Raw genomic sequence first — 26,678 nt, 5'->3', positions numbered from 1 at the left:
TCGGTGAATGTGACACGTCTGTGCGTGTCGGCGGAGTCTTTTTGTCAATTTTCAGCACACATTGTATCTACTCTTGGAGAATAAAACCATGACTTCTAACAATTCTTTCAACTTGAAACCTGTTTTTGAACAACAAGTAGAAGATAGCGGTCGCTCCTTAACTCTTTTTATTAATGGTCTTTGGACTACGGAACAAGAATACCTCGATCAAGCTAAAGAACTTAGCGACAAATTGCGTTTATCTGACAACCAAGAAATAATATTTGGCAATGAAACCTTTTCAGGAAGCATTCAGTATCAGCATTTCTACAATGAGTCTGACAAAACAGGAGATTTGGTTGTTGATATTGGTTTACCAATTGTTAGAGGTTTATCAATAGGATTGTTAGTCTTTGGATTAAGCAGTTTAGGTGGTAAGACTTCTGCTGATGAAATCATTGAAAAATCCTCTTCTGTGAAGTGGTCAAATACTAATGAAGCCCTTAAATTTTTGCAAGAAACTGCTGGATTAGATGCTGATGGCATACTAGAAAATGGTCTTAAAGGTTTGATACAAGGCATCTCTGATCTTGCCATTCTAGAAACAAAAATGATCGATGAGGAGAAGATATTTCAGGACGCTCAAAAGGTATTTAACAGCGTACAACAAGCAATTACTAATCTAGGGGGAGCTATAACCGATGTTTTGCAAGGCAATTTTGATTCAGCTCAAAATCAGCTAAACCAAGCTGAAGGAAATTATAATGCGGCATTCAATAATGTTCAAAATCTGCTGGGAAATATGGTTCAGCAATATGGTTCAGCATGGCAAGAATATTTTGATAAGTATAAATTTAATGACCAGATAAAAAAAATTCTAGAGACATTTGCACCAGTTTTTGATGGTATTATAAGTGGAAAGAACCCACTTGAAGATGCTGACTTTTCCAAGGCTATCATTGACACAGTAATCACAGTTGTCACCGATCTACCGATTTTTAAGAATGTACCAATCATCAAAGTTGCCAATGCGGTTTATGAGGGCGTAATTGCAGCATTACCAGAAGACGCCAAAGAGGCTTTTAGTCAATTTTGGTTTAGTGGAACAAAGATGAGCAATGACAACCTCAATGAGAAGTGGATAGAGTCTGTTAAGTCAGACCTTAAAAAGCCCAATTATTCTTTAACTACGATTGGCTACTCTCAGGGAAATTTCTTTTTTGAAGATGCCTTGAAAGATATGGGTGAGAATGTCTCAAATAAAAACACAAGAGTTTTTGCTTTAGGTTCTCCAACAAAATACCTTGCTGTAGGTGGTCTTGAGACATTTAATGGAGAAAATGATTACAATATCAAGAATGAGAACGATCCAGTTACCAAACTTCAATTTGATAATGATTTTTTCATTGACAAATTTAAAGTCCTATTTGATGCTGGTGTGACAGCATATCAAGAGGGAATTTCTCAACATGATTTTGGAAAGTATTTAAACAATCCAACTCTTAAGCAGGGGGTTAATAAAAATTTTCAGGAGTTTTATCCTAAAGGATACTACTTTCCTAACGAACCAATTAAAGCAGAAAATTCTGCCATTGGCACCAAAGATGATGATTGGCTTGAAGGAGGAGAATCAAATGATATATTGTCTGGATTATCTCGGAATGATGTTCTTAGAGGTAATGGAGGGAAAGATGTTTTAATAGGGGGTGTCGGTTATGATATTTTAGATGGTGGCGAGGGGAATGAAGACACCGCTGATTACTCTAATAGCGAGAGTGGCGTTAGTGTTTTGGCAGACAAAATTTTAGGTTCTGATGTTTATAAAGTCAGTGATGGTTTCGGTACAGAAGATATCCTTGGCAATATCGAAATTGTCAGCGGTTCAAATTTTGCTGATGAAATGACTGGCGGTGACTACAGCGATATCTTCTACGGCCAAGGCGGAAACGATCTTTTTCGGGGACAAGGAGGAGACGACAAATTTTACGGTGGTACTGGTGAAGACACAGCTTACGGTGGCGATGACAATGACGACCTCCGAGGCGAAGAGGGAAATGATGAATTAAGAGGAGAAAACGGCAACGATTCTCTTTACGGTGGCACTGGCAATGACTTCCTTTACGGCGGCGAGGACAATGACGAACTCCGAGGCGAAGAAGGAGACGATGAATTAAGAGGAGAAAATGGCAAAGATTTGCTGTACGGCGGAACTGGCAATGACTTCCTTTACGGCGGCGAGGACAATGACGAACTCCGAGGCGAAGAAGGAGACGATGAATTAAGAGGAGAAAACGGCAAAGATTTGCTGTACGGCGGCAGCGAAAACGACAAACTTTACGGTGGTAACGACGACGACAAACTCTACGGCGAAACAGGCAACGACCTACTCTACGGAGAAGCAGGCAGCGACACCCTAGAAGGAAACGAAGGCGAAGATATCCTCGATGGTGGCATCGATAGCGACTTCCTCTACGGCAACGCCGGCAACGACATTCTCTACGGCCGCGAAGGCGATGACATCATCGACGGCGGCAGCGAAAACGACCAACTCTACGGCAACGAAGGCAACGACAAACTCTACGGCCAATCCGGCAACGACTTCATCCAAGGCAACGCAGGCGAAGACTACGCCGAAGGTGGCAGCGGCCGCGACCTCATCCAAGGCAACGAAGGCGACGACATCCTCTACGGACAAGACGGCAGCGACACCATAGAAGGCAACGCAGACGATGACTTCATCGATGGCGGCAACGGCCAAGACTCGCTTTCCGGCAATACCGGAGATGACGTAATTTACGGACAAGGTGGCAACGATGTCATCTCCGGTAACGAAAACAATGACTGGCTCGAAGGCGGCGACGGCCAAGACATCATTGATGGAGGTGCCGACGATGACGATATTTACGGACAAGCTGGCGAAGACTACCTTTTCGGCAGTCAAGGCCAAGACTTCATCGATGGTGGCGATGGCAAAGATACTCTGTTTGGCGGCACCGACGATGACGTACTTTTAGGACAAGCCGGCGACGACACCCTCAACGGCAATGCTGGCAATGACGAACTTTACGGCGGCACCGGGAACGACTCGTTAATCGGAGAAATCGGCGATGATTTAATTGACGGCGGCGAAGGAATCGACCTCGTTAACTACATCAATTCTCCCAGCGGCGTTATCGTTAATATTGACGAAAGTAGCGACTACGAAAACAACACCAGTCAGCGTTTCAAACAATTTGTTAACGCAGCTAATCCCACGGAATACTACACCGAACTCGAACGGGATTTTGAAATTGCCGCCGGTACTGGTAAAGATGGTTTTGGCACTACCGATGCCCTGAGAAATCTCGAAGATATCATCGGTACTCGCTTTGAAGACATCTTGATTGGCAACGAAAAAGATAACCGAATTTGGGCATTAGAAGGCAACGATTTATTAATTGGCAATGCCGGCAATGACTCATTCTACGGCGGAGAAGGCATCGACATTCTCAGCTACCGCCGCGACCCCAACGGCGTTACTGTCAACTTACAAACAGGCGATGCTACCGACGGTTGGGGCGACCGAGACCAAATTTCCGGCATCGAAAATGTCGCCGGTTCCACTCACAACGATGATATTACCGGCGACGATAGCGTTAACGTTATCACTGGAGATGCTGGGGACGATCGCATCAACGGACTCGGAGGCGACGACAAACTCTACGGCGAATTCGGCAACGACGAAATTTACGGAGGCGACGGCGGCGACAGCATCTACGGCAACCAAGGCCGAGACACCCTTTACGGCGAAGCAGGCCGAGACTACATCCGAGGTGGCGATGCCGACGACCTAATCTACGCCGGTAGCGATGACGACACCGTAGCCGGAGACGCGGGCTACGGCAACGACACAATCTACGGCGAAACAGGCAACGACAGCCTCGAAGGCGGTGCCGGCAACGACTACATCTACGGCGGCGACGACAAAGACACAATCTACGGCGAAAGCGACAACGACAAACTCTACGGAGAAGGAGACACCGACCTCATATACGGCGGCATCGGCGACGACGAAATGTTCGGCGGCGACGACAAAGACACCCTCTACGGCGAAGCCGGCAACGACACCCTCAGCGGCGATGCAGGCGACGACAACCTAGACGCAGGCATCGGCAACGACTACCTCTACGGTGGTGACGGCAAAGACACCCTCGATGCAGGCGACGGCAACGACAACCTTTACGGTGGCGACGATGCCGACATCCTCCTAGGAAAAGAAGGCGACGACAACCTGTTTGGCGAAGGTGGCAACGACAGCCTTGATGCAGCCGAAGGCAACGACAACCTCTACGGTGGCGACGGCAAAGACTTCCTGGATGCTGGCATTGGCAACGACCAACTCTGGGGAGGCCAAGACGATGACACCTTACTCGGCAAAGCCGGCGATGATAACCTCTACGGCGAAGGTGGCAACGACAGCCTCGATGCAGCCGAAGGCAACGACAGTCTCTACGGCGGCGACGGCAAAGACTTCCTCGATGCCGGAATCGGCAACGACTATCTCTGGGGAGGCCAAGGCGAGGACACTTTATTCGCCCAAGCCGGCAATGACAAGCTGTTTGGAGAAGCTGGCAACGACAGCCTTGATGCAGGCGATGGCAACGACACCCTCGAAGGTGCCGACGGCCAAGACTTCCTCGATGCCGGAAGTGGCAATGACCTACTTTATGGAGGTCAAGACAACGACACTTTACTCGGTAGAACTGGCGATGACAAAATGTTTGGGGAATCTGGCAACGACAGTCTCTACGCAGCCGAAGGCAACGACAGTCTCTACGGCGACAACGGCAAAGACTTCCTCGATGCCGGCAGTGGCAACGACTATCTCTGGGGAGGCCAAGACAATGATACTTTGTCCGCCCAATCTGGCGATGATTACCTCTACGGCGAAAACGGCGATGACATCCTGAATGCAGGCGATGGCAATGACAGTCTCTACGGCGGGAACGACAAAGACACCCTCGAAGGCCTAGCTGGCGATGACTTATTAGAAGGCGGTTCCGGCAATGACTCGCTGTTGGCGGGCGAAGGCAACGATACCCTTCTCGGTCAAGGTGACAGCGACACCCTCTACGGAGGCGGTGGCGATGACATCCTCGAAGGCAACTCAGGAACTGACCGACTGTTTGGCGAACTAGGTAACGATTCCCTCGATGGTGGTAGCGAAAATGACACCCTCGAAGGCGGCGACGGTAACGACTTCCTAGACGGTGGCGAAAATAATGACAGTTTGTTCGGACAGGCTGGTGATGATACGGTTCTCGGCAGTCGCGGCGATGACATTGCCGACGGCGGTTTGGGGAATGATTTGCTACAGGGCAATGAAGGGCGCGATCGCCTTTACGGACAAGCAGGCCTCGATACAATCCTCGGCGGCGACGACAGCGACACCCTCTGGGGAGGCGACGACGGCGACAGCTTGCTGGGAGAATCCGGCAGCGATACCCTGTTCGGCGGTTTCGGCGACGACATTCTCGACGGTGGCGATGACAGCGACAGCCTTTACGGTGAAGCGGGTAAAGACACCCTCTCCGGCGGTAGCGGTGACGACATGGTTGACGGCGGTACTGAGAACGATACCCTCTTCGGCAATGACGGCCGCGATCGATTGTACGGCCGCGCAGGCGATGACCTTTTAGAAGGCAATGCCGACAATGACGAACTCTGGGGCGGCGATGACAACGATACGCTGTTGGGACAAACCGGAGATGACATTCTCCGAGGTGAAGCCGGCAACGACAGCCTGGATGGTGGCGAAGGGGACGATCGACTTTTCGGACAAATCGGTACTGACACCCTCTTCGGTAACAACGGAGACGACTACCTAGAAGGCAACGCAGGCGATGATAGCTTGAGTGGCGGTGAAGGGCGCGATCGCATTTACGGCAACGACGGCAACGATATCGCCACAGGCGACGGCGGCGACGACTACATCGACGGCGGCGCGAACAACGATACTTTGTCTGGTGGTGAAGGAGTCGATCGCATTTTCGGTCAATCCGGCAACGACAGCCTCGAAGGTAACGAAGACAACGACTTCATCGATGGCGGAACCGGCAGCGACACCGTATTCGGCAACGACGGCGACGACGAAATCTATGGCCGCGAAGACCAAGATTCGATCGACGGCGGCCGCGGCAACGACGACATTTACGGCGGAGATGCAGCCGACACCATCCTCGGACAAACCGGCAACGACAACATCGATGGCGGTTCCGGCGGAGACTCGATTTCCGGCGGCGACGGCAACGACAACATTTGGGCGCAAGCAGGCGATGACTTCATCAACGGCGGCGCGGGCAACGACAACATTTGGGGTAACGAAGACGACGACACCATTCTCGGAGAAGCCGGCAACGACAAAATCGACGGCGGTTCCGGCTACGACAGCATCGACGGCGGCGCTGGCAATGACGAACTGTTCGGCGGTACCGGCAACGACCAATTAATCGGCGGCGCTGGTAACGACAAAATCGACGGCAGCATGGACGACGACAAACTCTTCGGCGGGGCCGGCAACGACTTAATGTTTGGCAGTCAAGGGCAAGACACGATGTTAGGCGAAGTTGGCGAAGACACCCTCTACGGTGGCGACGAAACTGACTTGATGGACGGCGGGGCCAGCAACGACTTGGTTGTCGGCGACTCCGGCGACGACACCATCACCGGCGATTCTGGCGACGACACCCTCGTCGGCGGCAGCGGCAACGACTGGATGGGAGGCGGCAACGGCGATGACTTGATGTTCGGCGAATGCGACGACGACACGATGCTGGGCGGCGCGGGCCGCGACACCATTGACGGCGGTTGCGGCAACGACTTGCTAACCGGAGAAGCCGGCAGCGACAATCTGTTGGGCAACGAAGGCGATGACAGCCTCGATGGTGGCAGCAGCGATGACACCCTTGACGGCGGTAATGGCAACGACTTCTTAAATGGTGGCAGCGGCAACGACAGTCTCAACGGCAACGATGGCGATGACAGCCTCTACGGCGGCGAAGGCAACAACATCCTCAAAGGTGGCAACGGCCAAGATACGCTGATTGGAGGCATGAGTTCCGACATATTTGTGATATCACCAAATTCGGGACTGGATAACATTTTCTACTTCCAAGCCGATCGCGATTACCTCGGACTCGCACAAGACCTCACTTTTGACCAATTGCAAATCGTTCAAGGCGGTGAAAATTATACTAACGATGCCTTAATCAGCATCGCAGGCACCGGCGAACACTTAGCTTGGCTGAAAGATACTCAATTTAGTGCGATCGACAGTTCTCGCTTTATATCCATCACTCCCGGAGGCCCGCTACCCGCAGCCTTCAATACTCCCTCGAATACGGATTCTTTAACCGGTGAACCTGTTGAGAGTGATGATGTTCTAAGTGCGATCGACAGCGGTTCTAGCACTAGCTTATCCAGTGCTACTCCTGCACCAGCAAGTCTGCCAAACAGCACAACTACTGCACCAGCAAGTCTCAGCCTGCAACCATTGACAACAGATACTAATCCAGCAACAGCAACGGCACCAATTAGTTTGTCAACAAGCACGACTTCTGTACCAGCAAGTCTCAGCCTGCAACCATTGACAACAGATACTAATCCAGCAACAGCAACGGCACCAATTAGTTTGTCAACAAGCACGACTTCTGTACCAGCAAGTCTCAGCCTGCAACCATTGACAACAGGTACTAATCCAAGTAGTGCAACAGCAACTCCTGTCAAAACTACCACCAACGATAGCTTGCTAAATCGTGGTTCAATCCCAACCATGATGACCTTTAGCGAAACCGATGATGACCTCCTGATCTACGACACAAAGAGCTTGTTAACTTCTCTCACCAGCGCTCAAACTCAGCCAATCATTCCTTTAAGTGGCATGATCGCTAGTAGTGCAATTTCCCCAGTTGCTAATACTTCTGCCAACGACAATAGCCTCTTAATTACTCCGGCTGCAAGTCCCAGCAATCCACTAGCAAATAACGATTTGACTGGCATTTCGACCTTGTAGTAATTGTAGGTTTGGTTGAGGGCGATCGAATATAAAAAAACTCGGTTTCTTTAAGGAACCGAGTTTTTTGCATTTTTTGTGGTTTGTAATACCAAATCCGGGTTAGCTATTCTCGCGATCGAGGGTAAGGTGCGTCGCTCGTTTAATCTTGGTCAAGAGCGAGAATTATTGCTGACACACCTTATTTTACTATACGAGTAGGTGAGCGATCGACCATGCCAAGACTACTGTCAATAATTTTGTAGGATAATTTCTAAGCATCAACCATCTCCTTGGTCTAATTCAAGAATACTGCGTTGTCTTTGCTCATTTATAAATTTTTTGAACTCCATATATTTTGCAGGTAGCTCAGGATCTCTTTCTTGATACGAAGATGCGTAACTTCTAAACTTTTTCTTAACTTTTATGAACGAAGGCATTTTCCTTAACTTTTCTTGTCGAGTAAAAACAAAATGGGTGGATCTTCTTCTTCCCTTACCTTCCTCCGAAGTTGATAAAATACCACTCTCATACTGATGCAATATTATGTTTTTATATCTTTCGCATAATTGTTTTACATGAGCGTCATTTTTTTGTAAATAAAATCCTATTATTGAATTTGAGTTGATAACTTGAAAAGAATTTAGTATTTCAATATCCTTATCATTTGAAACGCAAGTTACCCAGCTTTTTTGTCCATATTTGTACACCTTCGGATCGTATAAACAAAGTGTCATTTTGGGGGACAATGGAAGGAATATTTGAAGCCCGCTCGCATTGAGGCTTGTAACTTCGGGGTGTTCCAACTCGCGATAAAACCAGTTGTAGATAAATACAGGATGATCGGATATGTAAAACTCTGACGCAGTTTCATTTTTAATAATATGGTATTCCATATCCCTTAAAAATACAGCATCAAGCACTCCTTGAACAGTAATGCAAGAAGCTAAGCTATCCGGATATAATTTTAAGCGTCCAGCACTTGCTTCTTCTGGATCAAATCCGTTCAAGTTTAAAAGCTCGCGTACCATTGACTCAAGTTGTGAATTTACAAAGCCACTTACTCTTTCACTTGCTTCGGGTGTTCTATAAAAGAGAGATAAGATAAATCTGTGCAAAGTTAAAGTATCTTCACCAACTATATTAAAATCCCCATTGACGATTTTATCTATTATTTTTGAAGCTGGCCCTTCTATTTTTTCAGCCATGAAGGTTTCAACTTTGTTGTCCTTGCCATAAAAATAGTTCTGTGAAAACACCTCCTTAACTGACTGGTTATATCTCACAACAGATCTTTCGATATCAAATATATTTATCTTTTTCCCTTCTTTGCATCACAACCAAAATGCTTAAGCAAGCATTGAGGAACATAATGTTGGTTCTTAGTTATTTGCTTACTCATCAACGCTTTTATAGTTTTGTAAACTTACAGAAATTACCTCGATCGATTTGAGATTTGAGATTTTGGAATTAACCCCACATACCGCCAAATCCTCACATAATTTTATCAAAAGTTACCTTCTCTGAAAAATCTTATTGCTCGAATGGCTCTATCAGAATAGCCTCTAAAATCCAACGTATGATAATCGTATATCTAGGGCTGTATATCGAAAACAATTTCCTCATATAATTGCTCGATCGGCAAACTTAGATTGATACTTTGAAACTCAACCATATCGCCCGATCGATAACTAAGAATTACCCATTCACCAGCATCATTTTTATGATAAATATCGATCGCAATTTCATCAGAACTGACCAACACATAATCAACCAGATTCGGATTGCGGCGATACTTTTCAAACTTCTTCCCTCGATCGTAAGCTTCGGTGCTATCCGATAAAACCTCGACAATTAAACAGGGATAGGTAATATAGAGAGGATGCTCCCTATCTCGATCGTCACAAGTCACGCTTAGATCGGGATAAGTGTAGTTGGGTGTATTGAGAATGTTAACCTTTAAATCTGAATTAAAAACAGCGCATCGACCGCCCCGCAGATGAGGGCGAATTAACAACAAGAAATTAATTGCGATCGCACTATGATTTTTAGTGCCACCAGTCATCGCATAAACCCGACCATCGATCAGTTCGTGTCTTTCTAGCTGCTTTTCCTCCCAACTAAAATACTCTTCCGGTGTAAAAGAGCGATCGTTATCTCGTGCTGCTATCACAACCATAAACTCCCTAATCCAACAGTAATAACACTAATTCTACCTCTAAAAATTCAGCATTCACGAGTTCCCTCGCAGGCTTGATTAGATCGTCTCCTTGTCTGAGGATTTGATTATGCCTTGTTTATAAGGCCCCATCAGGTAGGCCTTGAAACGACGGGATGCCATCATAAGGTTCATTCCAAGTCGCTTTAGACTCCACATTTACATGAGCCGAAGGACGGAAGTCTATGGGGGTATCAACTGTGGAAAGAACAATCGCAAGATACAACGATTTATCTTGCGGATAATTCATTAGCCTTGTTCCGCAGTTTGAGCAAAATGCTCTAAAGCCACCCAAATCGTTTTTGTGTTCTTTGAATAAATGTTCACCTTTTGTGATTTTGAGTGTATTCCCTTTTGCAAGAGTTACTGTTACAAAAGCAGAACCATGAGCCTTCCTACAGAAAGAACAGTGGCAATTAAATGTTTTCTCCGGAATTAGTTCTACCTCATATTCAATCTGACCGCAAAGGCAGCTACCTTTTACCATTTTCTTTTCCTAAAGGCATAAATTATAATTGTATCGCAGATGCGGTACAATAGTATTCCTAGTTGGCTGATATCGCACATTTGTGGTTTAAATCCGAACATTCTGAACAGCTTGTTGTCTGCTTTAACTCAAAGAATAAAACACCCCGATCGCCCTGTTGGCGATAAAAAGTGACATGATTTTGTAAACTTACGTAAATTACTTCGATCGATTTGAGCTTTGAGATTTGAGATTTACGATCCTTAAGTAACAAATTCTCCTGTGAGACAGCGAAACCCCTGTTCTCGGTTCATAAGTTCAGGGGTAAGAGGTTCGATTGGAATCTGGGAAAAGTCGATTCCTTCAAATTTTTGACTGGGCATTCTTCTTGGCTTAGCGACGACGAGCCGCAATCCGTTTGGCAAGGTTGAGGACAGGTTGATTGGTGATGGCTCGACCGGATTCGATCGGTTCTATTAGCTTTTTTGCTGCTTCGCCAACGACGGGCTGAGATTGGGTGTGAAGGGGATACTTCATGATGAACGATCTGGGGCACGTCAATTATAGCAAGTCTCTGTCACCAGCTACAGTAGCAGCTTAAATTAGGACTTACGCATGGATGCCCAGAAACCAAGTTTTTGCGAAAAGACTTCGTTGCAGTCCGCAGATTTGGTAAAAAACTCGGTTTCTTTGGTCTGAGTTACCCATGAATGACCAGAAACCGGGTTTTTTACCAAAAGACGCGTTGCAGTCCACAAATTCGGTAAAAACCCGGTTTCTTCGATCGGAGTTGATAAGTTATGTAATGAATCGAACCCAAATGTAAAATATTGTTATAAATTACTTGAGACCAGGAACTAAATCTCTATTATCACTGACTATAATTAGATAAAAAATAATTTCATAGGGAAAAATCCATGCAGAAACTAGCTCGATTTTTATTCACTACAGCTTTAACCCTAAGTATTTTGTGTTTTCCCACAGCCGCTTTCGCCAAAGCTAAAATTCAGATTGCCATCCTTTTAGATTCTAGTAATAGCATGGATGGACTGATTGACCAGACTCGCAATCAACTTTGGCAAATTGTGAATTTTTTAACTAAAGTCACCAAAGATGGCGAAGTGCCAGAGTTACAAGTCGCTCTCTACCATTATGGTAATGACAGCTTACCTTCTGAGGAAGGTTTTGTCAGATTGTTAACTGGATTTACTCCTGAATTAGATGTAGTTTCCGAAAAGCTATTTAGTATCAAAACTAATGGCGGCCAAGAATATGCTGGCTGGGTAATTCGCTCCGCCATGCAACAATTAAACTGGAGTAAAGATCCTGCTGATTTTCGCGTGATTTTTATTGCGGGTAATGAACCCTTCGATCAAGGCCCAATTGTTTGGACTCAATCTGTCAATCTTGCTGTGAAAGGAGATACTCTCGTTAATACTATTTACTGTGGTTCAGCGGAAAGTCAGGAGCGACAACTTTGGGCATCTGGAGCTACTGTAGCAAAAGGCAGTCACTTTAATATCAATCAAAATCAAGCAATTGTGGTAATTAAATCCCCTTTCGACGACCAGATTTCGACATTTAACACTAAACTAAATCAAACCTACATTCCCTATGGTAGAGAAGGCAAAGTAGGACAACAGCGTCAAGCAGTTGAAGATAGTAATGCTGGCGGAAATTTGGTGATGCGCAGTAGCTCCAAAGCTTCTGAATACTATGATAATGCTTCTTGGGATTTGCTAGATGCTCTCGAAAACGGCAGAGTTACAATTGAGTCACTCTCCAATGATGCTTTGCCAGAAGTGATGCGTAGTATGGCTTTAGCCGAAAAAAAAGCATATGTAGCTGCTAAGAAAGCCGAAAGGGAGAGCATTAAAAAGACGATTCGCGAATTGTCTCAAAAGCGAAATGAATATGTTGAACAACAACGTAAAGCTAGTGCCAATAAAGGCGAGAATACGGTCGATAGCGTCATCATTCAAAGTCTCCGCCAACAATTAGCTGCTAAAGGATTTAAACTTCAGTAGTTACTGAAATACTCGAACAGATGAATGCAGATATAATTATATCTGCATTCATCCCTGTTCATCCGCTAACATCTGCGGATCTCAACTCCCAATCTCACTACTTAGCAGCAGGTAAAGACAACTGAGGCGAAGTTTTAGGATAAGCTGCACTCTCAGGAATTGCTGCCGGTTTCTCGGAAAGCAAAAACTCCCTAATTAACCTAGCAACTGCTCTTTGAGCTAAACCGCCTACGACTTGCTGGCCCATGTTCTGCACTTCTGGTTTTACTAATAACTGCGGAATTAGCTGCAATACTTTCATGCTGTCAAAACCCGGAGTTGATTGCAAAATATCCCAAATTCGCTTGATATGTTCCAAGTTTTGTTGTTCGGTTGGTGAAACAACGGGTAGACTCGCTTTGACTCCAAACCATTCGCCGACAACTGCTTTGGCATTATCAAAAGCTTTGCTGGAAAGTGTGTCGAGACTTTTTACCAATTCAACAACAATCCGATCGCGAATGAAATCTCCTCTCTGAGAAAATAAATACTCTAACGCTTGGTTGAGGATTTTGCTGACATCGTAATCGTCGCTTTCGCGGGCATTGTTCAGTAAGTTTTCTAAGCGGTTCCAGCGGAATTCGCCTTGTTTGAACAATAAATCTTGCAAAGATGCTCTCAATTCCGGTGCGGGGTCGCTCAACAGCCGTTTTGCTACGTAAGGATAGGCTTTGCTGAGCACTTTGAATTCTGGATCGACATTAATCGCAATCCCTTCTAGGGTGACGAGCGATCGAATAATCAAAGCATAGTAAGCTGGAACTCGGAAAGGATATTCGTACATCACCGCCGAAAGTTCGTCAGTAATGCTTTTGAAATTGAGTTCGGCAACGCTAGCACCCAAAGCATTGTTAAACACGCCGGCCAAAGCTGGAATAATTGGCGTTAAATCGGTATCCGGTGTCAAAAATTCTAACTTGACATAATCTCTAGCTAAACCTTCAAAGTCGCGGTTTACCAAATGCACCACAGCTTCCAACAAGCCGTACCGCTGATAAGGTTTTACTTCGCTCATCATCCCGAAATCGAGATAAGCCAAGTGACCGTCAGGAGTTGCCAAAAGATTGCCGGGATGCGGGTCTGCGTGAAAAAAACCGTGTTCTAGAAGCTGTCTGAGGGAACACTGCACCCCCACTTCAATTAAGTAAGGAGCGTCGATTCCTTGAGCCTTGACGGCTTCCAAATTAGTGAGTTTGACGCCGGTGATCCATTCCATTGTCAAGACGCGACGGCGGGTATATTCCCAGTAGATTTTGGGAACGTAAATATCCTTCAAATTCCCGTAAAGTTCGGCAAAGCGTTCGGCGTTTTGTCCTTCGTGGGTATAATCCATTTCTTCGTAAATGCGCTCGCCCAACTCGTCCATAATTCCTGCTAAATCGCTGCGAATTATTTTGAAGTTATTTTGTGCCCAAACTGCGACGCGCCGCAGGATATAAATATCTAAGCCGATGTTTTCGGCTAAACCCGGTCGCTGTACTTTGATGGCGACGATTTCCCCTGTTTTGAGTTTCCCTTTGTAGACTTGTCCGAGGGATGCTGCTGCGATCGGATCTGCGGTGATTTCGGCGTAAATTTCGTTGGGGGGTGCGCCCAATTCTTCTTGTATAAATTGATATGCTACTTCGTTGGGAAATGCTGGCAATTGGTCTTGCAGCGTTGTTAGTTCTTCTAAATATGCGGGGGGTACTAAGTCGGGGCGGGTGGAGAGTGCTTGTCCGATTTTGATGAAAGCTGGGCCGAGTTGGCTGAGAATGTCTCGCAGGCGGGCGGCGCGGCGCTTTTGGTTGGCTGCGGTGCGCCCTCTTTTTTTGTCCCACCACAAACTGAGGGCAAAGCTAAAAAATGTCCAAACAACACTCGACAGCCGTCCCCAGACTTGCAGGGGACGATCGCGATACTGGGCTGCGATCGCCACTGGATCGTAGCGCACGGCTTCTCCTGCCAACTCGTAAGCGATATCTTTGGCTGATTTGAGCGGTTCGGGAGTCACCGCCACTGTCTCTAGTTCTACTTGTATTGCTTGCAGGGGAACGGTTTCTACCTCTTGGAGATTGCCGAGTGCAGTGTGAGTCCCTGAATTTGAGTAAGTTAGCGGGGTGGCTGGCGATACTGTCTTGACATCCATAAACTCAGACCTAGTGTGAAGCATTGTAAACTAATTGTAACAATTTGTCGCCTTCTCACCACTGCTTTTAGATAGAGAAAACCGAAGGCATGGGGCATGGGGCATGGGGCATGGGGCATGGGGCATTGGGCATTGGGCGAAGCGGAGTCCAAGACTTATGCGCTATGACCAAAGAAACCGGGTTTTTTACTGGATCTAGGGTTGTAACGAAATATTTTAGAGAAAAACCCGGTTTCTGGCCACCCCCTCTCCCAATCTCCCAATCTCCCAATCTCCCAATCTCCCAATCTCCCAATCTCCCCCTCTTTACTCCCCGCCGGTTCTCTGGAGTCGATCGCGAATGCCTGAAAGTTGTGATTTTGTACTGACGGGCGATCGAGGTTGGGGCATTTCAGTATTGGGCCAGTTCGCTAAGTCGTGACAGGGACAGGACTCCGGCGGCATTCCGTTTTCGTGAAAGACTACGGGCATGGCGCAGCGGGCGCAGGGACTGATTTCCCATCCTGATGTCAGTAGTTCGGCAATTGTTTCGTTTGTGCCTTCCAGGTAGCAGTCTCCGCTGTCGGGGGAGATGATTTTTTGCCAGCAGTCTTCAAATTCGTTGCTGTAGCGATCGCCCGCAATTACCGATTTTGGTAGCAGCGCTGCGGAACCGTTGCGAATTAATACTTTTTTGCCTAACTGAAACCAGTAAGCAATATATTTTCTCACTTCATTATTGGATGCCATAACTTTTAGTCAATCCTGCAATTGATTAGCAATTTTAGACTTTAAACTTTAAACCTACACTCTATCCAAAAAGGCATTTTATATTTTACATATTTTCAAAACTTGGCTATTTTTAGTGTCCAATTGTGGTGTGGGTTTCCCAATAGAGTAGTTCCTTGGAGTAATTTATGTAAGTTTTGAGTTTTCAATCTTGGTTAGAATTATACCTAATTTTTAGCTAAAATTGTCTACCGGGAAACCTGGATTTTTTCTCAGAAAGTCGATCGCACTTCCGGCTGATTAATTCTTGGCTAGTGGCAGTCGCGTACCCAAAGTGCTGAGATTTAAGGCGTAACCTCCGGTAGCGAGATAAACAGCATCGGCGATCGCCCCGATGTGGCGGACGAGAGTGCCGAGGCGATCGCGAAACAGCCGCCCCGCCGGATAAGCAGGCACAACACCCCATCCGGTTTCTTCTCCTACAAAAATTACATCGGCCGCCGTTGACTTCAAACTAGCGAGCAAATCTTGCTGCGTAGTCGCCCAAACTGCCGCTTCTTGTTCCAAAAGATTTGCTGTCCAAGTTCCCAGGGAATCAATTAATAAGCAATCCGACGGTTGACCGGCGCGCACAACTGTCGGTAATTCGATCGGCACTTCGAGAGTTTTCCAATTAACTGGACGGCGATTTCGGTGCTGTTCGAGGCGACGAACCCACTCCAAATCCGCTTCATCAACCAAGCCGGTAGCCACATAGATTACTTGTTTTCCAGAACCCTCAGCCAGAGTTTCCGCCCATTCACTTTTGCCACTGCGGGCCGGCCCAGTTACTAAGATTATTTTAGTCATTTATGGTTGGTTATTGGTTGTTGGTTGTTGGTTATTGGTTATTGGTTGTTGGTTATTGGTTGTTGGTTATTGGTTATTGGTTATTGGTTATTGGTTATTTGATTGCCAATTATGTTAAGGCGATAATAGCATTAATGGGACAATATAGCGGTTCTCAAAAAAGTGAGGTATGCCATATCCCCGATGCCATATCCCCGATGCCATATCCCCGATGCCATATCCCCGATGCCATATCCCCGATGCGTACCTGATCTTTCTGAGAAAGGCTATATCAGAGTCAGTCGATCGAGCTTCCAAGCATAGCCGTTTTCTTTTCAAGTGAGGTACTACTAATTCGCAATTCAGGTAGAAGAAGCAAGAAGCTGAAACTATTCCCAATGCTCAATGCCCAATGCCTCCGCTTCGCTTCGCCCAATGCCCAATGCCCAATGCCCAATGCCCAGTATTTCCCAAGCTGTTATTTATGCCAAAGCATCCTCAGATATCAGCGATTATTTGCACCCACAATCGCGCCGCCTATTTAGCTGGGGCGATCGACAGCTTGCTGGTACAGGATTTTCCCGACAACTTTGAAGTAGTAATAGTCGATAACGGTTCTAGCGATTATGCGACTGCCGAAAGTTCGATTTCGCGCACCCGTGAGGTGGTAGAAGCGAGACTAGGCGATCGACGGCTCAAGTACGTATGGGAACCCGAAATCGGTCTGTCAGTAGCCCGGAACACTGGCGCAAAGGCAGCTCGTAGCCAAATATTGGCTTATCTCGATGACGACGCTATTGCTGAGCCGAATTGGCTCAGGGTGCTGCACGCGGCTTATCAAAGCAATCAAAAACTAGCCATAGCCGGCGGCAAAGTTAACTTGCTGTGGCCTGCTGGAGTCTCCCCGCCAGACTGGCTGTCGCCCGGATTGGCCCAGAATTTGGGAGTTTACGATTTAGGCGATACTTGCGTGTATGTAACTGCTGCCGGTTTGACTCCCAGGGGTGTAAACTACTCAATCCGGCGCGCTTTTCTCGAACAAATTGGCGGCTTCGATGTCAAACTCGGTAGAGTCGGCAAAAAGTTGCTGTCAAATGAAGAATTGCGCGCCACAGAATTAGCATTAGAGTTAGGTTGGCAAGTAATTTATCTGCCGTCCGCGTTGGTGATGCACAATGTTGCCCCAGAACGGCTCAACAAAGCTTGGTTTCTAGAGCGCGGTTGGTGGCAAGGCATCAGCGAGTGCTATCGGGAACAATTGTGCGATCGAGCGGGTATTGCTCAGCTTGGACGGGGCGGTGAAAGAATACTGAGGGGTGTCTACAAATCTTTGAAATACATCAGAGATCCAGGGCTGCGCTTTGAAAATTTCGTTTTTGCTTGGGGTCAAATCGGTTATTTGAGTGCAGCCCTCCGCGGCCTGATTTTTCTACCGAAATCGACCAGCAGGCATTAGGCTATAAGCAATATCCCTCACTGTTCCAGTCGTCGGCTCAACTGTGCCGATCGCACTTCATCCACAATAACTCGACCGCATTCAGATTCAAGCACTCGATTATGACATCTAGTTCATCCAAGATTCCGGTTTCAGTTCTCATTCCGGCCAAAGACGAAGAACTTAATCTACCTGCGTGTCTGGCCAGCATTGCCAGGGCGGATGAAGTTTTTCTGGTAGATTCCCAAAGCAGCGATCGCACCGTAGAAATTGCCATCAGCAGTGGTGCAAAAGTAGTGCAATTCTACTTCGACAACCGCTGGCCAAAAAAGAAAAACTGGTCTTTGGACAACCTACCCTTTCGCAACGAATGGGTATTAATTGTCGATTGCGACGAGCGCATTCCGCCGGAACTTTGGGACGAAATCGCGCAGGCGATCGAAGACCCCAATTTTGACGGCTACTACCTCAACCGCAAAGTCTTCTTTTTAGGTCAATGGCTGCGTTACGGCGGTCGATATCCGGACTGGAATTTGCGTTTGTTCAAGCATCAAAAAGGCCGTTACGAAAATCTCGGCACTGAATCCGTCCCCAATACTGGCGACAATGAAGTTCACGAACACGTCATTTTAGGTGGTCAAGTCGGCTACTTAAAAAATGACATGATCCACGAGGATTACCGCGATTTATTTCACTGGATAGAACGGCACAACCGCTATTCTAATTGGGAAGCTCGCGTTTATTACAATATTATTGAAGGGCGCGACGACAGCGGCACTATTGGTGCTCACTTATTTGGAGATGCCGTACAGCGGAAGCGATTTCTCAAAAAAGTTTGGGTGCGGCTGCCTTTTAAACCACTGCTCAGATTTATTTTATTTTACTTCATTCAGTTAGGCTTTTTGGATGGAAAAGCTGGCTATATTTATGCAAGACTATTGAGTCAGTACGAGTATCAAATTAATGCAAAACTTTACGAGTTGCGTTGTTGTGGCGGTCAGTTGAATGTGGCAGAACCTGAAGCTCCTATATCGCCGCCTGTAGCGATCAATCAGGAGATGGAAGAAGAAGACCGAGCAGTTGAAACCGCGTCTATAAAAACAAAACCCGCCGACGCGGGTTGAATATCGAGCAGTAAAAATTACTTTATTTCTTCAGTCGGATTGAAGTGTACTTCGTTTCAGTAAACCTGGTCTCAACCACCGTCTTGTTTTTATTTAATAAGTTCTTCTAGTGAGGGAAAAAGTAATTTTTCGGCGCTGATTTTTTCGCAATCGCAAGGCTGTTGAATGGCGGCAATAGCAGAGACATTACCTAACAGTAAACGGATGCTTTCAATTAATAGTGGTAGAGTTAGTAAAACGATCGCCCCAGACACCAGCAAGCTAATCAAGCCGTCGGCCCAATTCCAGTGCAGCCAAGCCACGGCGATGGCTGCGACAATTACCCCAACCGAGGAACAAATGTCCGCAACTGCGTGCAGAAAGGCGCTTTTAAGGTTGAGGTCGCCGTGACAGCAAGAATGCAGACAAAAAGCATTAATTGAGTTGATGCTTAAACCGACTATGGCGGTAATTAACATCGGGAGTCCTTCTACTTCGGGAGTTGGGGACAGCAATCGGTCGATCGACTCTACTGCAATCCACAGGGCGATCGCCACTAAACTGATACTATTAACTAAGGCAGCAATGATTTCTGGGCGATCGGGAATTGGCGATTGTGCGATCGTACAATCTACGGATTTACTTTTGCGTTTGACTGAGGAGTACCAAGTCGCTGTCAAAGTTATTGCTAAAGCTGCTACATCTGAAAAAACGTGACCCGCATCTGCTAATAGGGACAAACTATGAGAATTAAGTGCGGCGATTAACTCTGCTACAAAAAAGCTGCTAAGCAGTACCAATGCTGTTTGTAAAAGTCGAATTTTGCCAATTCTGGGATTTATATTCTCGCATTGTGCGATATCCTTGGCGTTTTTCGAGTCAAAATTGTCCCTAACTAGAAATGTCATGCAGCAGTCCTTAAGGTTAAACTCGATTTTAAATTAAATAATAAATTAACTATCAGTGACCGATTATATACCAAATACGAACCAAGATCAGGAAAATTTGATCGCAAATTCCCCAAATTCTCAAATAAACGATCGTCCAATTAGCGACAATCACGCAAATACTTTGACAGGCGAATCTTTAGTTGATTTGCGCCGCTACGATCAATCAAAGTTCGATCGCGGAAGGCCTGGTTGGCTAATTTTGCTGTGGTGGTTCGTCCAGGCGATCGCCTTTCCCCTCACTCCACACCCTTGTAATAGCATCAGGAGCGGGCTGTTGCGGTTATTTGGAGCAAAAATAGGTCGAGGTGCGGTAATTCGCCCCACGGCTCGTTTTACCTATCCGTGGAAAATTGAAATCGGAGACTACAGTTGGATCGGCGATGATGTTGTATTGTACAGTTTGGAGCGAATTGCGATCGGTAAACACTGCGTCATTTCCCAAAAAAGTTACCTTTGCACCGGCACCCACGACCCTCAAGACCCAGCCTTTGGCTTAATTACAGCATCTGTGATCATTAATCATGGCGTTTGGATTGCCGCCGACTGCTTCATTGGCCCCGGTGTCGAAATCGGTGCCAACGCTTTAATTGGAGCTCGCAGCAGCGTCTTTAAAAATATGCCCGCAGGCTTTGTTTGTACGGGTAATCCCTGTCATCCGCGCTATCGGCGAGAAATTAACCAAAGTTCGTAAGAGACATTGCACCGGGAAACTAAGCAACTTGACCAACTTGTTGCCGAATTGGAATTTCAATGACAAATTCTACCCCCTTTCCTACTAATACAGGTTTACAGTATAATCTTCCCCCATGCTTTTCAACGATAATTTGGTAACTGATAGATAACCCCAATCCAGTTCCTTTACCGATAGGTTTAGTGGTAAAAAAGGGGTCAAATAGCTTTGGTTCTATGGTTTCGCAAACTCCCCGACCGTTGTCACTAATATTAATAGCAACCCAATTTTCGTCAATTACTTTTGTACAAATCTGAATGCGGTTCGGGTGTTGTTTGATTTCTGCAAAGGAACGCTGCTGATTAGATTCATCCAAAGCATCAATGGCATTTGAAAGAACATTCATGAACACTTGATTGAGTTGTCCGGCATGGCATTCTACTGGTGGAAGCTGACCGTACTCTTTTATTAGTTCAATCTCAGGATGCTCTGATTTTGCTTTTAAACGATGATGCAGAATCGTGAGTGTACTATCAATTCCTTCATGGATATTTACTTCTTTCACGTCTGCCTCATCTAGGCGAGAAAAGATTCGCATAGACTTGACAATCTCCTCAATGCGTTGCGTTCCTAAGTTGATTGATTTAAGAACTTTGATAAAATCTTCCTCCAAAAAGTCCAGTTCTACTTCATCCATTGCTGCTTGAATCCGAGGAGTTGGATTTGGATAATCTTCTTGATACAGGTGTAAAACTTTTAATAAGTTTTCCGCGTATTCTTGGGCATAACCCAGATTGCCAGATATGAAATTTATAGGGTTGTTTATTTCATGAGCAATCCCAGCCGCCATTTGCCCTAAGCCGGACATTTTCTCGCTTTGGATTAACTTAAGTTGCATTTGTTGTAAATCTTCATAGGCTTGGCTGACTTCTAAAACTTTTTGCTCCAATAAGGTATTTTTTTCTTCTAATTTATCAGCTAGAACATAAAGCTTTAAATGCAGCTTGACGCGAGCTAATACTTCCTCCTGTTGGAAGGGTTTGGTAATATAATCTACAGCCCCAAGCTTAAACCCCTCAACTTTATTAGCCGTATCCGAGAGAGCAGTCATAAATATAATGGGAATCTGTTTAGTTTCTGGATTAGCCTGTAATCGACGACAGGTTTCAAATCCATCAATCTCTGGCATCATGACATCTAGCAAGATTAGATCTGGTAGAGCATATTTAACCCGCTCTAATGCCATTTTTCCAGATTTCGCGACTCGAACTTCAAATCCTTCCTGACTTAAGGCATCAGATAAGACACCCAAGTTGGCTGAATTATCATCAACTATAAGAATTGTACCCTTGGGTTGAATTGCTGACTTCATAAACCTTACTTGTAGGATTGAATAAAGATTAAAATCTCTTCGTCTTGAAAGTCCTTTGCCATTTGATGCAATCTTTTAGCAAAGGGAATGTATTTTGGATCTATTTCTTCAAGTAATACCGCCTGTTTAACTATTTCTCGGAAATTGCCTTTCATCGCCAGCTCGTATAGTATTTCCATTTCTGTAGCAGGCGGGGAAATTAGCTCATCGGTGTCTGAGGCGATCGCCAGTGGAGCTTCATTGGCTTCGTAAACCCATTCCAAATCAAGATACTTTTGCAATTTTTCCAGGAGTTCCGTGGCTTGAACAGGTTTGGGAATAAAGGTGTTACCTCCTGCTTCTAAACTTCTGTATTGATCTGTTTCAAATACGCTGGCAGAAGAGACAATAATCACGATGTCTTTGAAATTTTCCGAGTCTCGAACCCGCTTAATCAGCTCGTAGCCATCTAGTTCGGGCATTAATAGGTCAGTAACGATTAAATCGGGCTGCATCTCTAGAATCTTTTCCCAGCCTTCTTGCCCATCGTTGGCTTCAGACACCTCAAAGCCGATCGGACTGAGCAAATTGCTAATTACTGAACGGTTAGCCCATTTGTCATCGATCACCAGAATCTTAGGTTGGCGGTCTTTGATGCCGATTATCTGCCCGCGATGGTCGATTTGAGACGTTTTCACCCATTCCTCGGCTTGATACAGATCGACATCAAACCAGAAAATACTGCCAACATTCATCTCACTTTGAACCTGAATGGTACTGCCCATTAGTTCTACAATCCTTTTGCTAATTGCCAGTCCTAATCCGGTGCCCTCTGTCTGCCGTCTGCGATCTCCTACCTGCTCGAAGGGCTGAAAGATAGTTTGGAGTTGATGTTGTGCAATGCCGGTACCTGTATCGCGTATTTCAAAGCGAATTTTTTCTTCTGTGGCAAAACTGACTATAAAAGTAACAGTGCCCTCATCCGTAAATTTAATAGCGTTACTCAAAAGATTAATTAACACTTGTCGCAAGCGTTTTTCATCCGCACGAATGCCGATCGGCAGTTCGGGGCTTGAGGGAAAATGAAACTGAATTCCCTTTAGTTCAGCTCGGATGCGACACATCTCGGCTACACCTTGCAGGAAGGCTGGGAAATGAAAATCGGTGGGCTGGAGTTCCACTTTCTGCGCTTCAATCTTCGACAAATCGAGAATGTCATTGATTAAGGTTAATAAATGGGAACCGCACTGATAAATGACATCAATGCGCGATCGCTCTTCTTCATTCACGACTTTGGAACGCTGAAGAATCTGGGCGTATCCCATGATGCCATTCAGGGGAGTCCGCAACTCGTGGCTCATGTTGGCAAGGAATTCACTTTTTGCCCGATTAGCTGCTTCTGCGGCTTCCTTGGCTTTTGCCATTAGGAATTCTGCTTGTTTGCGATCGTGGATATCGGTGCAAGTGCCAACCCACTCGCGAATGCTGCCATCTTCATTCAGAATGGGTATCCCTCTAACTTGAAAATAACGATAGTTTCCATCTGCTCCCCGAATCCGATATTCTATGTCATACAGGCTTTTCGTTTGCACTGCTTCCATCCACACCTGAGCCGTTCGTTCGCGATCGTCCGAGTGAATTGTATCTAACCAGCCCAAACCAACCACCTCAGCTACGGTTTGTCCAGTATAAGCTCTCCAAGTTGGTAAATCGGGCGATCGCCCTTCAGAATCGGCTGTCCAGACAATTTGGGACGTGGCAAGGATTAGCGATCGATAGCGTTCTTCGCTTTGTTTTATAGCATCTTCTGCTTGTTTGCGATCGTGGATATCGATGCAAGTGCCAACCCACTCCCGGATGCTGCCATCTTCATTCAGAATTGGCACACCTCTACATTGAAAATAACGATAGTTTCTATCCGCCCCTCGGATTCGATATTCTATGTCATACAGGCTTTTAGTTCGCAATGCTTCCATCCAGACTTGAACCGTTCGTTCGCGATCGTCCGGGTGCATTACATCTAACCAGCCAGAACCAGCCACTTCCGCTTCGGTTTGTCCAGTATAAGCTCTCCAACTCTGTAAATCAGTGCCTTGCCCCTCAGCATCCGTCGCCCAGACAATTTGAGATGTGGCAGCGATGAGCGATCGATAGCGTTCTTCGCTTTGTTTGAGAGCTTTTTCTGCTTGTTTGCGATCGGTAATATCTCGTGTTGTGGCGATGATGCCGAGGATATTGCCATTAGTATCCCGCCAAGGAGATTTTGTAGTGAAAAAAGTCGCGGTTTTTTCACCGCCAGAGACATCTTCCTCGTAACTCTCAGTGATTCCTGCTGCCATGATTTGGCGCTCTTTTGCCATCATTTCATGGGCAGTGTCAGGCGGCAGTAATTCCAAATCATTCTTGCCGATGATTTCCTCAATTGGCTTGCCTAGGAAGTTTGCCAAAGTGGAGTTGATGGCAACATAACGCCCTTCCCGATCTTTAACAACAATTATGTCTGGCGTACTTTCCAAAATAGAGTTTAGCAGTGCGTTACGATCGCGCAGTGCAGCCTCCTGTTCGCGCAGCTCTTCTTCAGCTTTTTTGCGATCGGTAATATCTGTATTAGCTCCAATCCATTCCCGAATTGAACCATCCGCGTTCAGAATTGGTACACCACGACAACTCATGTAGCGATATTCTCCGTCATAGCGGCACATACGGAATTCTACTTCATAAAGCGATCGATTGGCCAAGGCAGCCGACCAGACGCTAGCAACATGAGGGCGATCGTCTGGGTACACCATATTTAGCCAGCCCCATCCCTTGTAATCATCAAATGTCTGTCCTGTAAATGCACCCAAAGTAGGTTGCTCGATCGTCATTTCGCCGTCCGCATTGCAGATCCAAATAATTTGAGCAGTGGCTTCCATCAAAGAACGAAACCGTTCTTCATTTTGTTTGAGGACTTCTTCTGCGATTTTGCGATCGCGAATATCCCGCGAAATACTGGCAATTCCTAAAGGTTCATTAGTCTCTGGATGTTTGACCAGAAATAGGGTGTAATCTACTAAAATGGGTTGATTTGTGACGAAATGTCTGAAGCGGTAATCACTCCGCCAACTTCCCTCTTGCATCAGCGCAGGCAGAACACGCTGCTGTACAAAGTCCAAATCTTCTGGCATGAAGAAGTCGTTAATGTGTTTGGTTTTGGCTTCGTCCAAGCTACTGAGTCCAACCAAATCCAGACCAGCCTGATTCAGGAGTAGAGGACGACCATCCATTGAGGCAACGCCAATAAAGTCACGGCTATTCTCGATCGTTGTAGCCAGCAATTGCCGTTCTTCCTCTGCTTTTTTGCGATCGCGAATATCCCGCGCTACAGTCGAAATAAACTCGACTTCGCCCGCTTCCGTTTTGTGAACGATCAAAACCTGGGAGACTGGAATTTCTTGCCCATCGCGTGACAAAAATAGGGTTTCACCAGCCCAGCTACCCTCGCGTAAAGCGGTGGCAAAGGCTTCGTCGTGGAATTTTGCCCTAGCCGAGGGAGCTAACACAGAATCTAGACTAAACGGCGATCGCGCTTCCTCTGGAGACATCCCCAGCATTTTTTGTCCGGCTTTGTTGAGGTAGACACTATGCCTAGTAACATCCGCAACTCCTACTAAGTCGGAAGTTGCTTCCAAAATTGCCGTCAGTCGTGCTTGCTCTTTCTCTGCACGCTTGCGATCGCTAATTTCAATCACAATCCCACCAACACCAAAAACCCTGCCATTTTCATCCACCAAAGGATAGTAAGATGTTGCCCAGTAGCGGAGGATGCCTGGTTGTTTCGGCGTTTCACCCGCTACTTCATTGTCAAGAATTGGCTTGCCCGTATCCAGAATCCCTTGCAGCATTGGTTCCAGAGTCGGAGCCAATTCTGGCACTACTTCACGCAGCGACCTACCAATATGGTCTGCCACACAAATGCCATTGAGCTCTGCCATAGCTTGGTTAACTTGGACGTACCGAAGTTGGCTGTCAAAAATCAGCATTCCGGCGTTGGCACCTGCAAAAAAAGCCTCGAAGTGAGCCTGTCGCAATACCTCTGCTGTTGTGTTCTCTTGCTGTGACGGTTGGGTTTTCTCTGGTGGGAATTTGCTCATGTTGGCTCGTGCATTTCAGCTTTTATTCTACAACTTGTGTCCAATTGGGCGATCGCAAGGTTTTCATTCCCTCCTATTTGGATACTGAAGAAAACGTTCAGTAGGGCGACCATTAGGTTTTTAATCGGCGATATATGTATCCCTTGCGACACTCTTTCCCTTAATTCTTCGGATGTATCGCCAAGTATTTCTATTTCTCATCAATTCTATTGCTAATCAATCCTATCGGTAGAACATTGGTGACAACATAAGCTAGGGAAGCGTTTGTCAATAAGCAATTATGATCATAATTTACTCAGATTTGGGGGGGGGGAAACTAAGATTTGGGCGATCGAGCAATTTTGGCGATCGGCATATTTATGCCCACCCACCCCCAAATCGCCAATTTTCTACTCCTAAACAAGCAGTATTTTAAGTAAAATTACGGATTGACAAATGTGATTGAGTTATAGTTTTTCCCCCATGTCGGTAGAATGTCAAGTATTCTTGGAACGTTATCAATTTTAGCTATATCCGTTAAATTTTCACTTAAATAGACACAAAACAGACGCAACTAGCAGAGTAATAGCAATATCTCTCCCACCAGTTAAACTCATTGTAATACTTGGATATTT

At 46.0% G+C, this 26,678-nt stretch carries 15 protein-coding genes and 1 pseudogene; 6 read left to right on the top strand and 10 right to left on the bottom strand.

Annotated features, from left to right (window positions below; genetic code table 11):
* Window positions 1-88 precede the first annotated feature (88 nt).
* Window positions 89-8,029, top strand: a complete 7,941-nt coding sequence (locus tag QUB66_RS12030; protein WP_332971235.1) for a hypothetical protein — start codon at window positions 89-91, stop codon at window positions 8,027-8,029.
* Between the two features lie 260 nt (window positions 8,030-8,289).
* On the opposite strand, the pseudogene QUB66_RS12025 reads toward QUB66_RS12030, so the two are convergent.
* From QUB66_RS12025 to QUB66_RS12010, 4 genes and pseudogenes are all read right to left on the bottom strand, one after another.
* Window positions 8,290-9,327 (bottom strand): annotated as a pseudogene (locus tag QUB66_RS12025) (DUF4238 domain-containing protein); the annotation flags it as partial.
* Window positions 9,328-9,602: 275 nt separating this feature from the next.
* Window positions 9,603-10,181: a Uma2 family endonuclease gene (locus QUB66_RS12020; protein WP_332967961.1), complete on the bottom strand. Its 579-nt coding sequence runs from the start codon at window positions 10,179-10,181 to the stop codon at window positions 9,603-9,605.
* A gap of 124 nt (window positions 10,182-10,305) precedes the next feature.
* Window positions 10,306-10,713 (bottom strand): GFA family protein, encoded by a 408-nt coding sequence (locus QUB66_RS12015; RefSeq protein ID WP_332967960.1) that lies wholly within the window; start codon window positions 10,711-10,713, stop codon window positions 10,306-10,308.
* A 372-nt stretch (window positions 10,714-11,085) separates the two neighbouring features.
* The gene (locus QUB66_RS12010; protein WP_332967959.1) at window positions 11,086-11,229 is read right to left on the bottom strand and encodes a hypothetical protein; all 144 of its coding nucleotides are present in this window, start codon (window positions 11,227-11,229) and stop codon (window positions 11,086-11,088) included.
* A gap of 380 nt (window positions 11,230-11,609) precedes the next feature.
* On the opposite strand from QUB66_RS12010, the gene QUB66_RS12005 reads away from it, so the two are divergent.
* A complete protein-coding gene (locus tag QUB66_RS12005; protein WP_332967957.1) occupies window positions 11,610-12,719 on the top strand; it encodes a hypothetical protein in 1,110 nt (369 codons plus the stop codon).
* Between the two features lie 97 nt (window positions 12,720-12,816).
* Here QUB66_RS12005 and QUB66_RS12000 read toward each other — a convergent pair whose 3' ends face one another.
* From QUB66_RS12000 to cobU, 3 genes are all read right to left on the bottom strand, one after another.
* Window positions 12,817-14,886 carry an ABC1 kinase family protein gene (locus QUB66_RS12000; RefSeq protein WP_332967989.1) on the bottom strand — a complete coding sequence of 690 codons (2,070 nt, stop codon included), beginning with the start codon at window positions 14,884-14,886 and terminating at the stop codon, window positions 12,817-12,819.
* 306 nt (window positions 14,887-15,192) lie between these two features.
* A complete protein-coding gene (locus tag QUB66_RS11995) occupies window positions 15,193-15,615 on the bottom strand; it encodes a hypothetical protein (RefSeq protein ID WP_332967955.1) in 423 nt (140 codons plus the stop codon).
* 279 nt (window positions 15,616-15,894) lie between these two features.
* A complete protein-coding gene (cobU, locus tag QUB66_RS11990; RefSeq protein ID WP_265239598.1) occupies window positions 15,895-16,443 on the bottom strand; it encodes a bifunctional adenosylcobinamide kinase/adenosylcobinamide-phosphate guanylyltransferase in 549 nt (182 codons plus the stop codon).
* Between the two features lie 2 nt (window positions 16,444-16,445).
* Here cobU and QUB66_RS11985 point away from each other — a divergent pair, with 2 nt between their 5' ends.
* From QUB66_RS11985 to QUB66_RS11975, 3 genes are all read left to right on the top strand, one after another.
* A complete protein-coding gene (locus tag QUB66_RS11985; protein WP_332967953.1) occupies window positions 16,446-16,694 on the top strand; it encodes a hypothetical protein in 249 nt (82 codons plus the stop codon).
* Between the two features lie 212 nt (window positions 16,695-16,906).
* Window positions 16,907-17,878, top strand: a complete 972-nt coding sequence (locus QUB66_RS11980; protein ID WP_332967987.1) for a glycosyltransferase family 2 protein — start codon at window positions 16,907-16,909, stop codon at window positions 17,876-17,878.
* Window positions 17,879-17,979: 101 nt separating this feature from the next.
* Window positions 17,980-18,981 (top strand): glycosyltransferase family 2 protein, encoded by a 1,002-nt coding sequence (locus tag QUB66_RS11975; RefSeq protein ID WP_265239600.1) that lies wholly within the window; start codon window positions 17,980-17,982, stop codon window positions 18,979-18,981.
* An 89-nt stretch (window positions 18,982-19,070) separates the two neighbouring features.
* Here QUB66_RS11975 and QUB66_RS11970 read toward each other — a convergent pair whose 3' ends face one another.
* Complete coding sequence (locus tag QUB66_RS11970; protein WP_265239601.1) at window positions 19,071-19,868, bottom strand: cation diffusion facilitator family transporter; 798 nt, start codon at window positions 19,866-19,868, stop codon at window positions 19,071-19,073.
* Between the two features lie 163 nt (window positions 19,869-20,031).
* On the opposite strand from QUB66_RS11970, the gene hpsU reads away from it, so the two are divergent.
* Window positions 20,032-20,601 carry a hormogonium polysaccharide biosynthesis acetyltransferase HpsU gene (gene hpsU / locus QUB66_RS11965; protein WP_332967985.1) on the top strand — a complete coding sequence of 190 codons (570 nt, stop codon included), beginning with the start codon at window positions 20,032-20,034 and terminating at the stop codon, window positions 20,599-20,601.
* Window positions 20,602-20,620: 19 nt separating this feature from the next.
* Here the strand turns inward: hpsU and QUB66_RS11960 are convergent, their stop codons facing one another.
* Together QUB66_RS11960 and QUB66_RS11955 are read right to left on the bottom strand one after the other, a co-directional pair.
* Entirely contained in the window at window positions 20,621-21,952 is a 1,332-nt protein-coding gene (locus QUB66_RS11960) for a hybrid sensor histidine kinase/response regulator (RefSeq protein WP_332967950.1), read from the bottom strand.
* A 5-nt stretch (window positions 21,953-21,957) separates the two neighbouring features.
* Window positions 21,958-26,064 (bottom strand): PAS domain S-box protein, encoded by a 4,107-nt coding sequence (locus QUB66_RS11955; RefSeq protein WP_332967948.1) that lies wholly within the window; start codon window positions 26,062-26,064, stop codon window positions 21,958-21,960.
* Between the last annotated feature and the right edge of the window lie 614 nt (window positions 26,065-26,678).

It is taken from the genome of Microcoleus sp. A2-C3, assembly GCF_036706065.1.
GTDB lineage: Bacteria > Cyanobacteriota > Cyanobacteriia > Cyanobacteriales > Microcoleaceae > Microcoleus.
The sequence above is the reverse complement of the archived record's forward strand: the minus strand, read 5'-3'. Positions and strand labels throughout refer to the sequence as shown.

Coding starts and splice junctions, on each gene's coding strand:
- QUB66_RS11980 (WP_332967987.1), top strand. CDS start 16,907: ATGCCAAAGCATCCTCAGATATCAGCGATTATTTGCACCCACAATCGC.
- QUB66_RS11960 (WP_332967950.1), bottom strand. CDS start 21,952: ATGAAGTCAGCAATTCAACCCAAGGGTACAATTCTTATAGTTGATGAT.
- QUB66_RS12030 (WP_332971235.1), top strand. CDS start 89: ATGACTTCTAACAATTCTTTCAACTTGAAACCTGTTTTTGAACAACAA.
- QUB66_RS12010 (WP_332967959.1), bottom strand. CDS start 11,229: ATGAAGTATCCCCTTCACACCCAATCTCAGCCCGTCGTTGGCGAAGCA.
- QUB66_RS11955 (WP_332967948.1), bottom strand. CDS start 26,064: ATGAGCAAATTCCCACCAGAGAAAACCCAACCGTCACAGCAAGAGAAC.
- QUB66_RS11985 (WP_332967953.1), top strand. CDS start 16,446: ATGGTTGGTTATTGGTTGTTGGTTGTTGGTTATTGGTTATTGGTTGTT.
- QUB66_RS11970 (WP_265239601.1), bottom strand. CDS start 19,868: ATGACATTTCTAGTTAGGGACAATTTTGACTCGAAAAACGCCAAGGAT.
- QUB66_RS11975 (WP_265239600.1), top strand. CDS start 17,980: ATGACATCTAGTTCATCCAAGATTCCGGTTTCAGTTCTCATTCCGGCC.
- QUB66_RS12000 (WP_332967989.1), bottom strand. CDS start 14,886: ATGGATGTCAAGACAGTATCGCCAGCCACCCCGCTAACTTACTCAAAT.
- cobU (WP_265239598.1), bottom strand. CDS start 16,443: ATGACTAAAATAATCTTAGTAACTGGGCCGGCCCGCAGTGGCAAAAGT.
- QUB66_RS12015 (WP_332967960.1), bottom strand. CDS start 10,713: ATGGTAAAAGGTAGCTGCCTTTGCGGTCAGATTGAATATGAGGTAGAA.
- QUB66_RS12005 (WP_332967957.1), top strand. CDS start 11,610: ATGCAGAAACTAGCTCGATTTTTATTCACTACAGCTTTAACCCTAAGT.
- QUB66_RS11995 (WP_332967955.1), bottom strand. CDS start 15,615: ATGGCATCCAATAATGAAGTGAGAAAATATATTGCTTACTGGTTTCAG.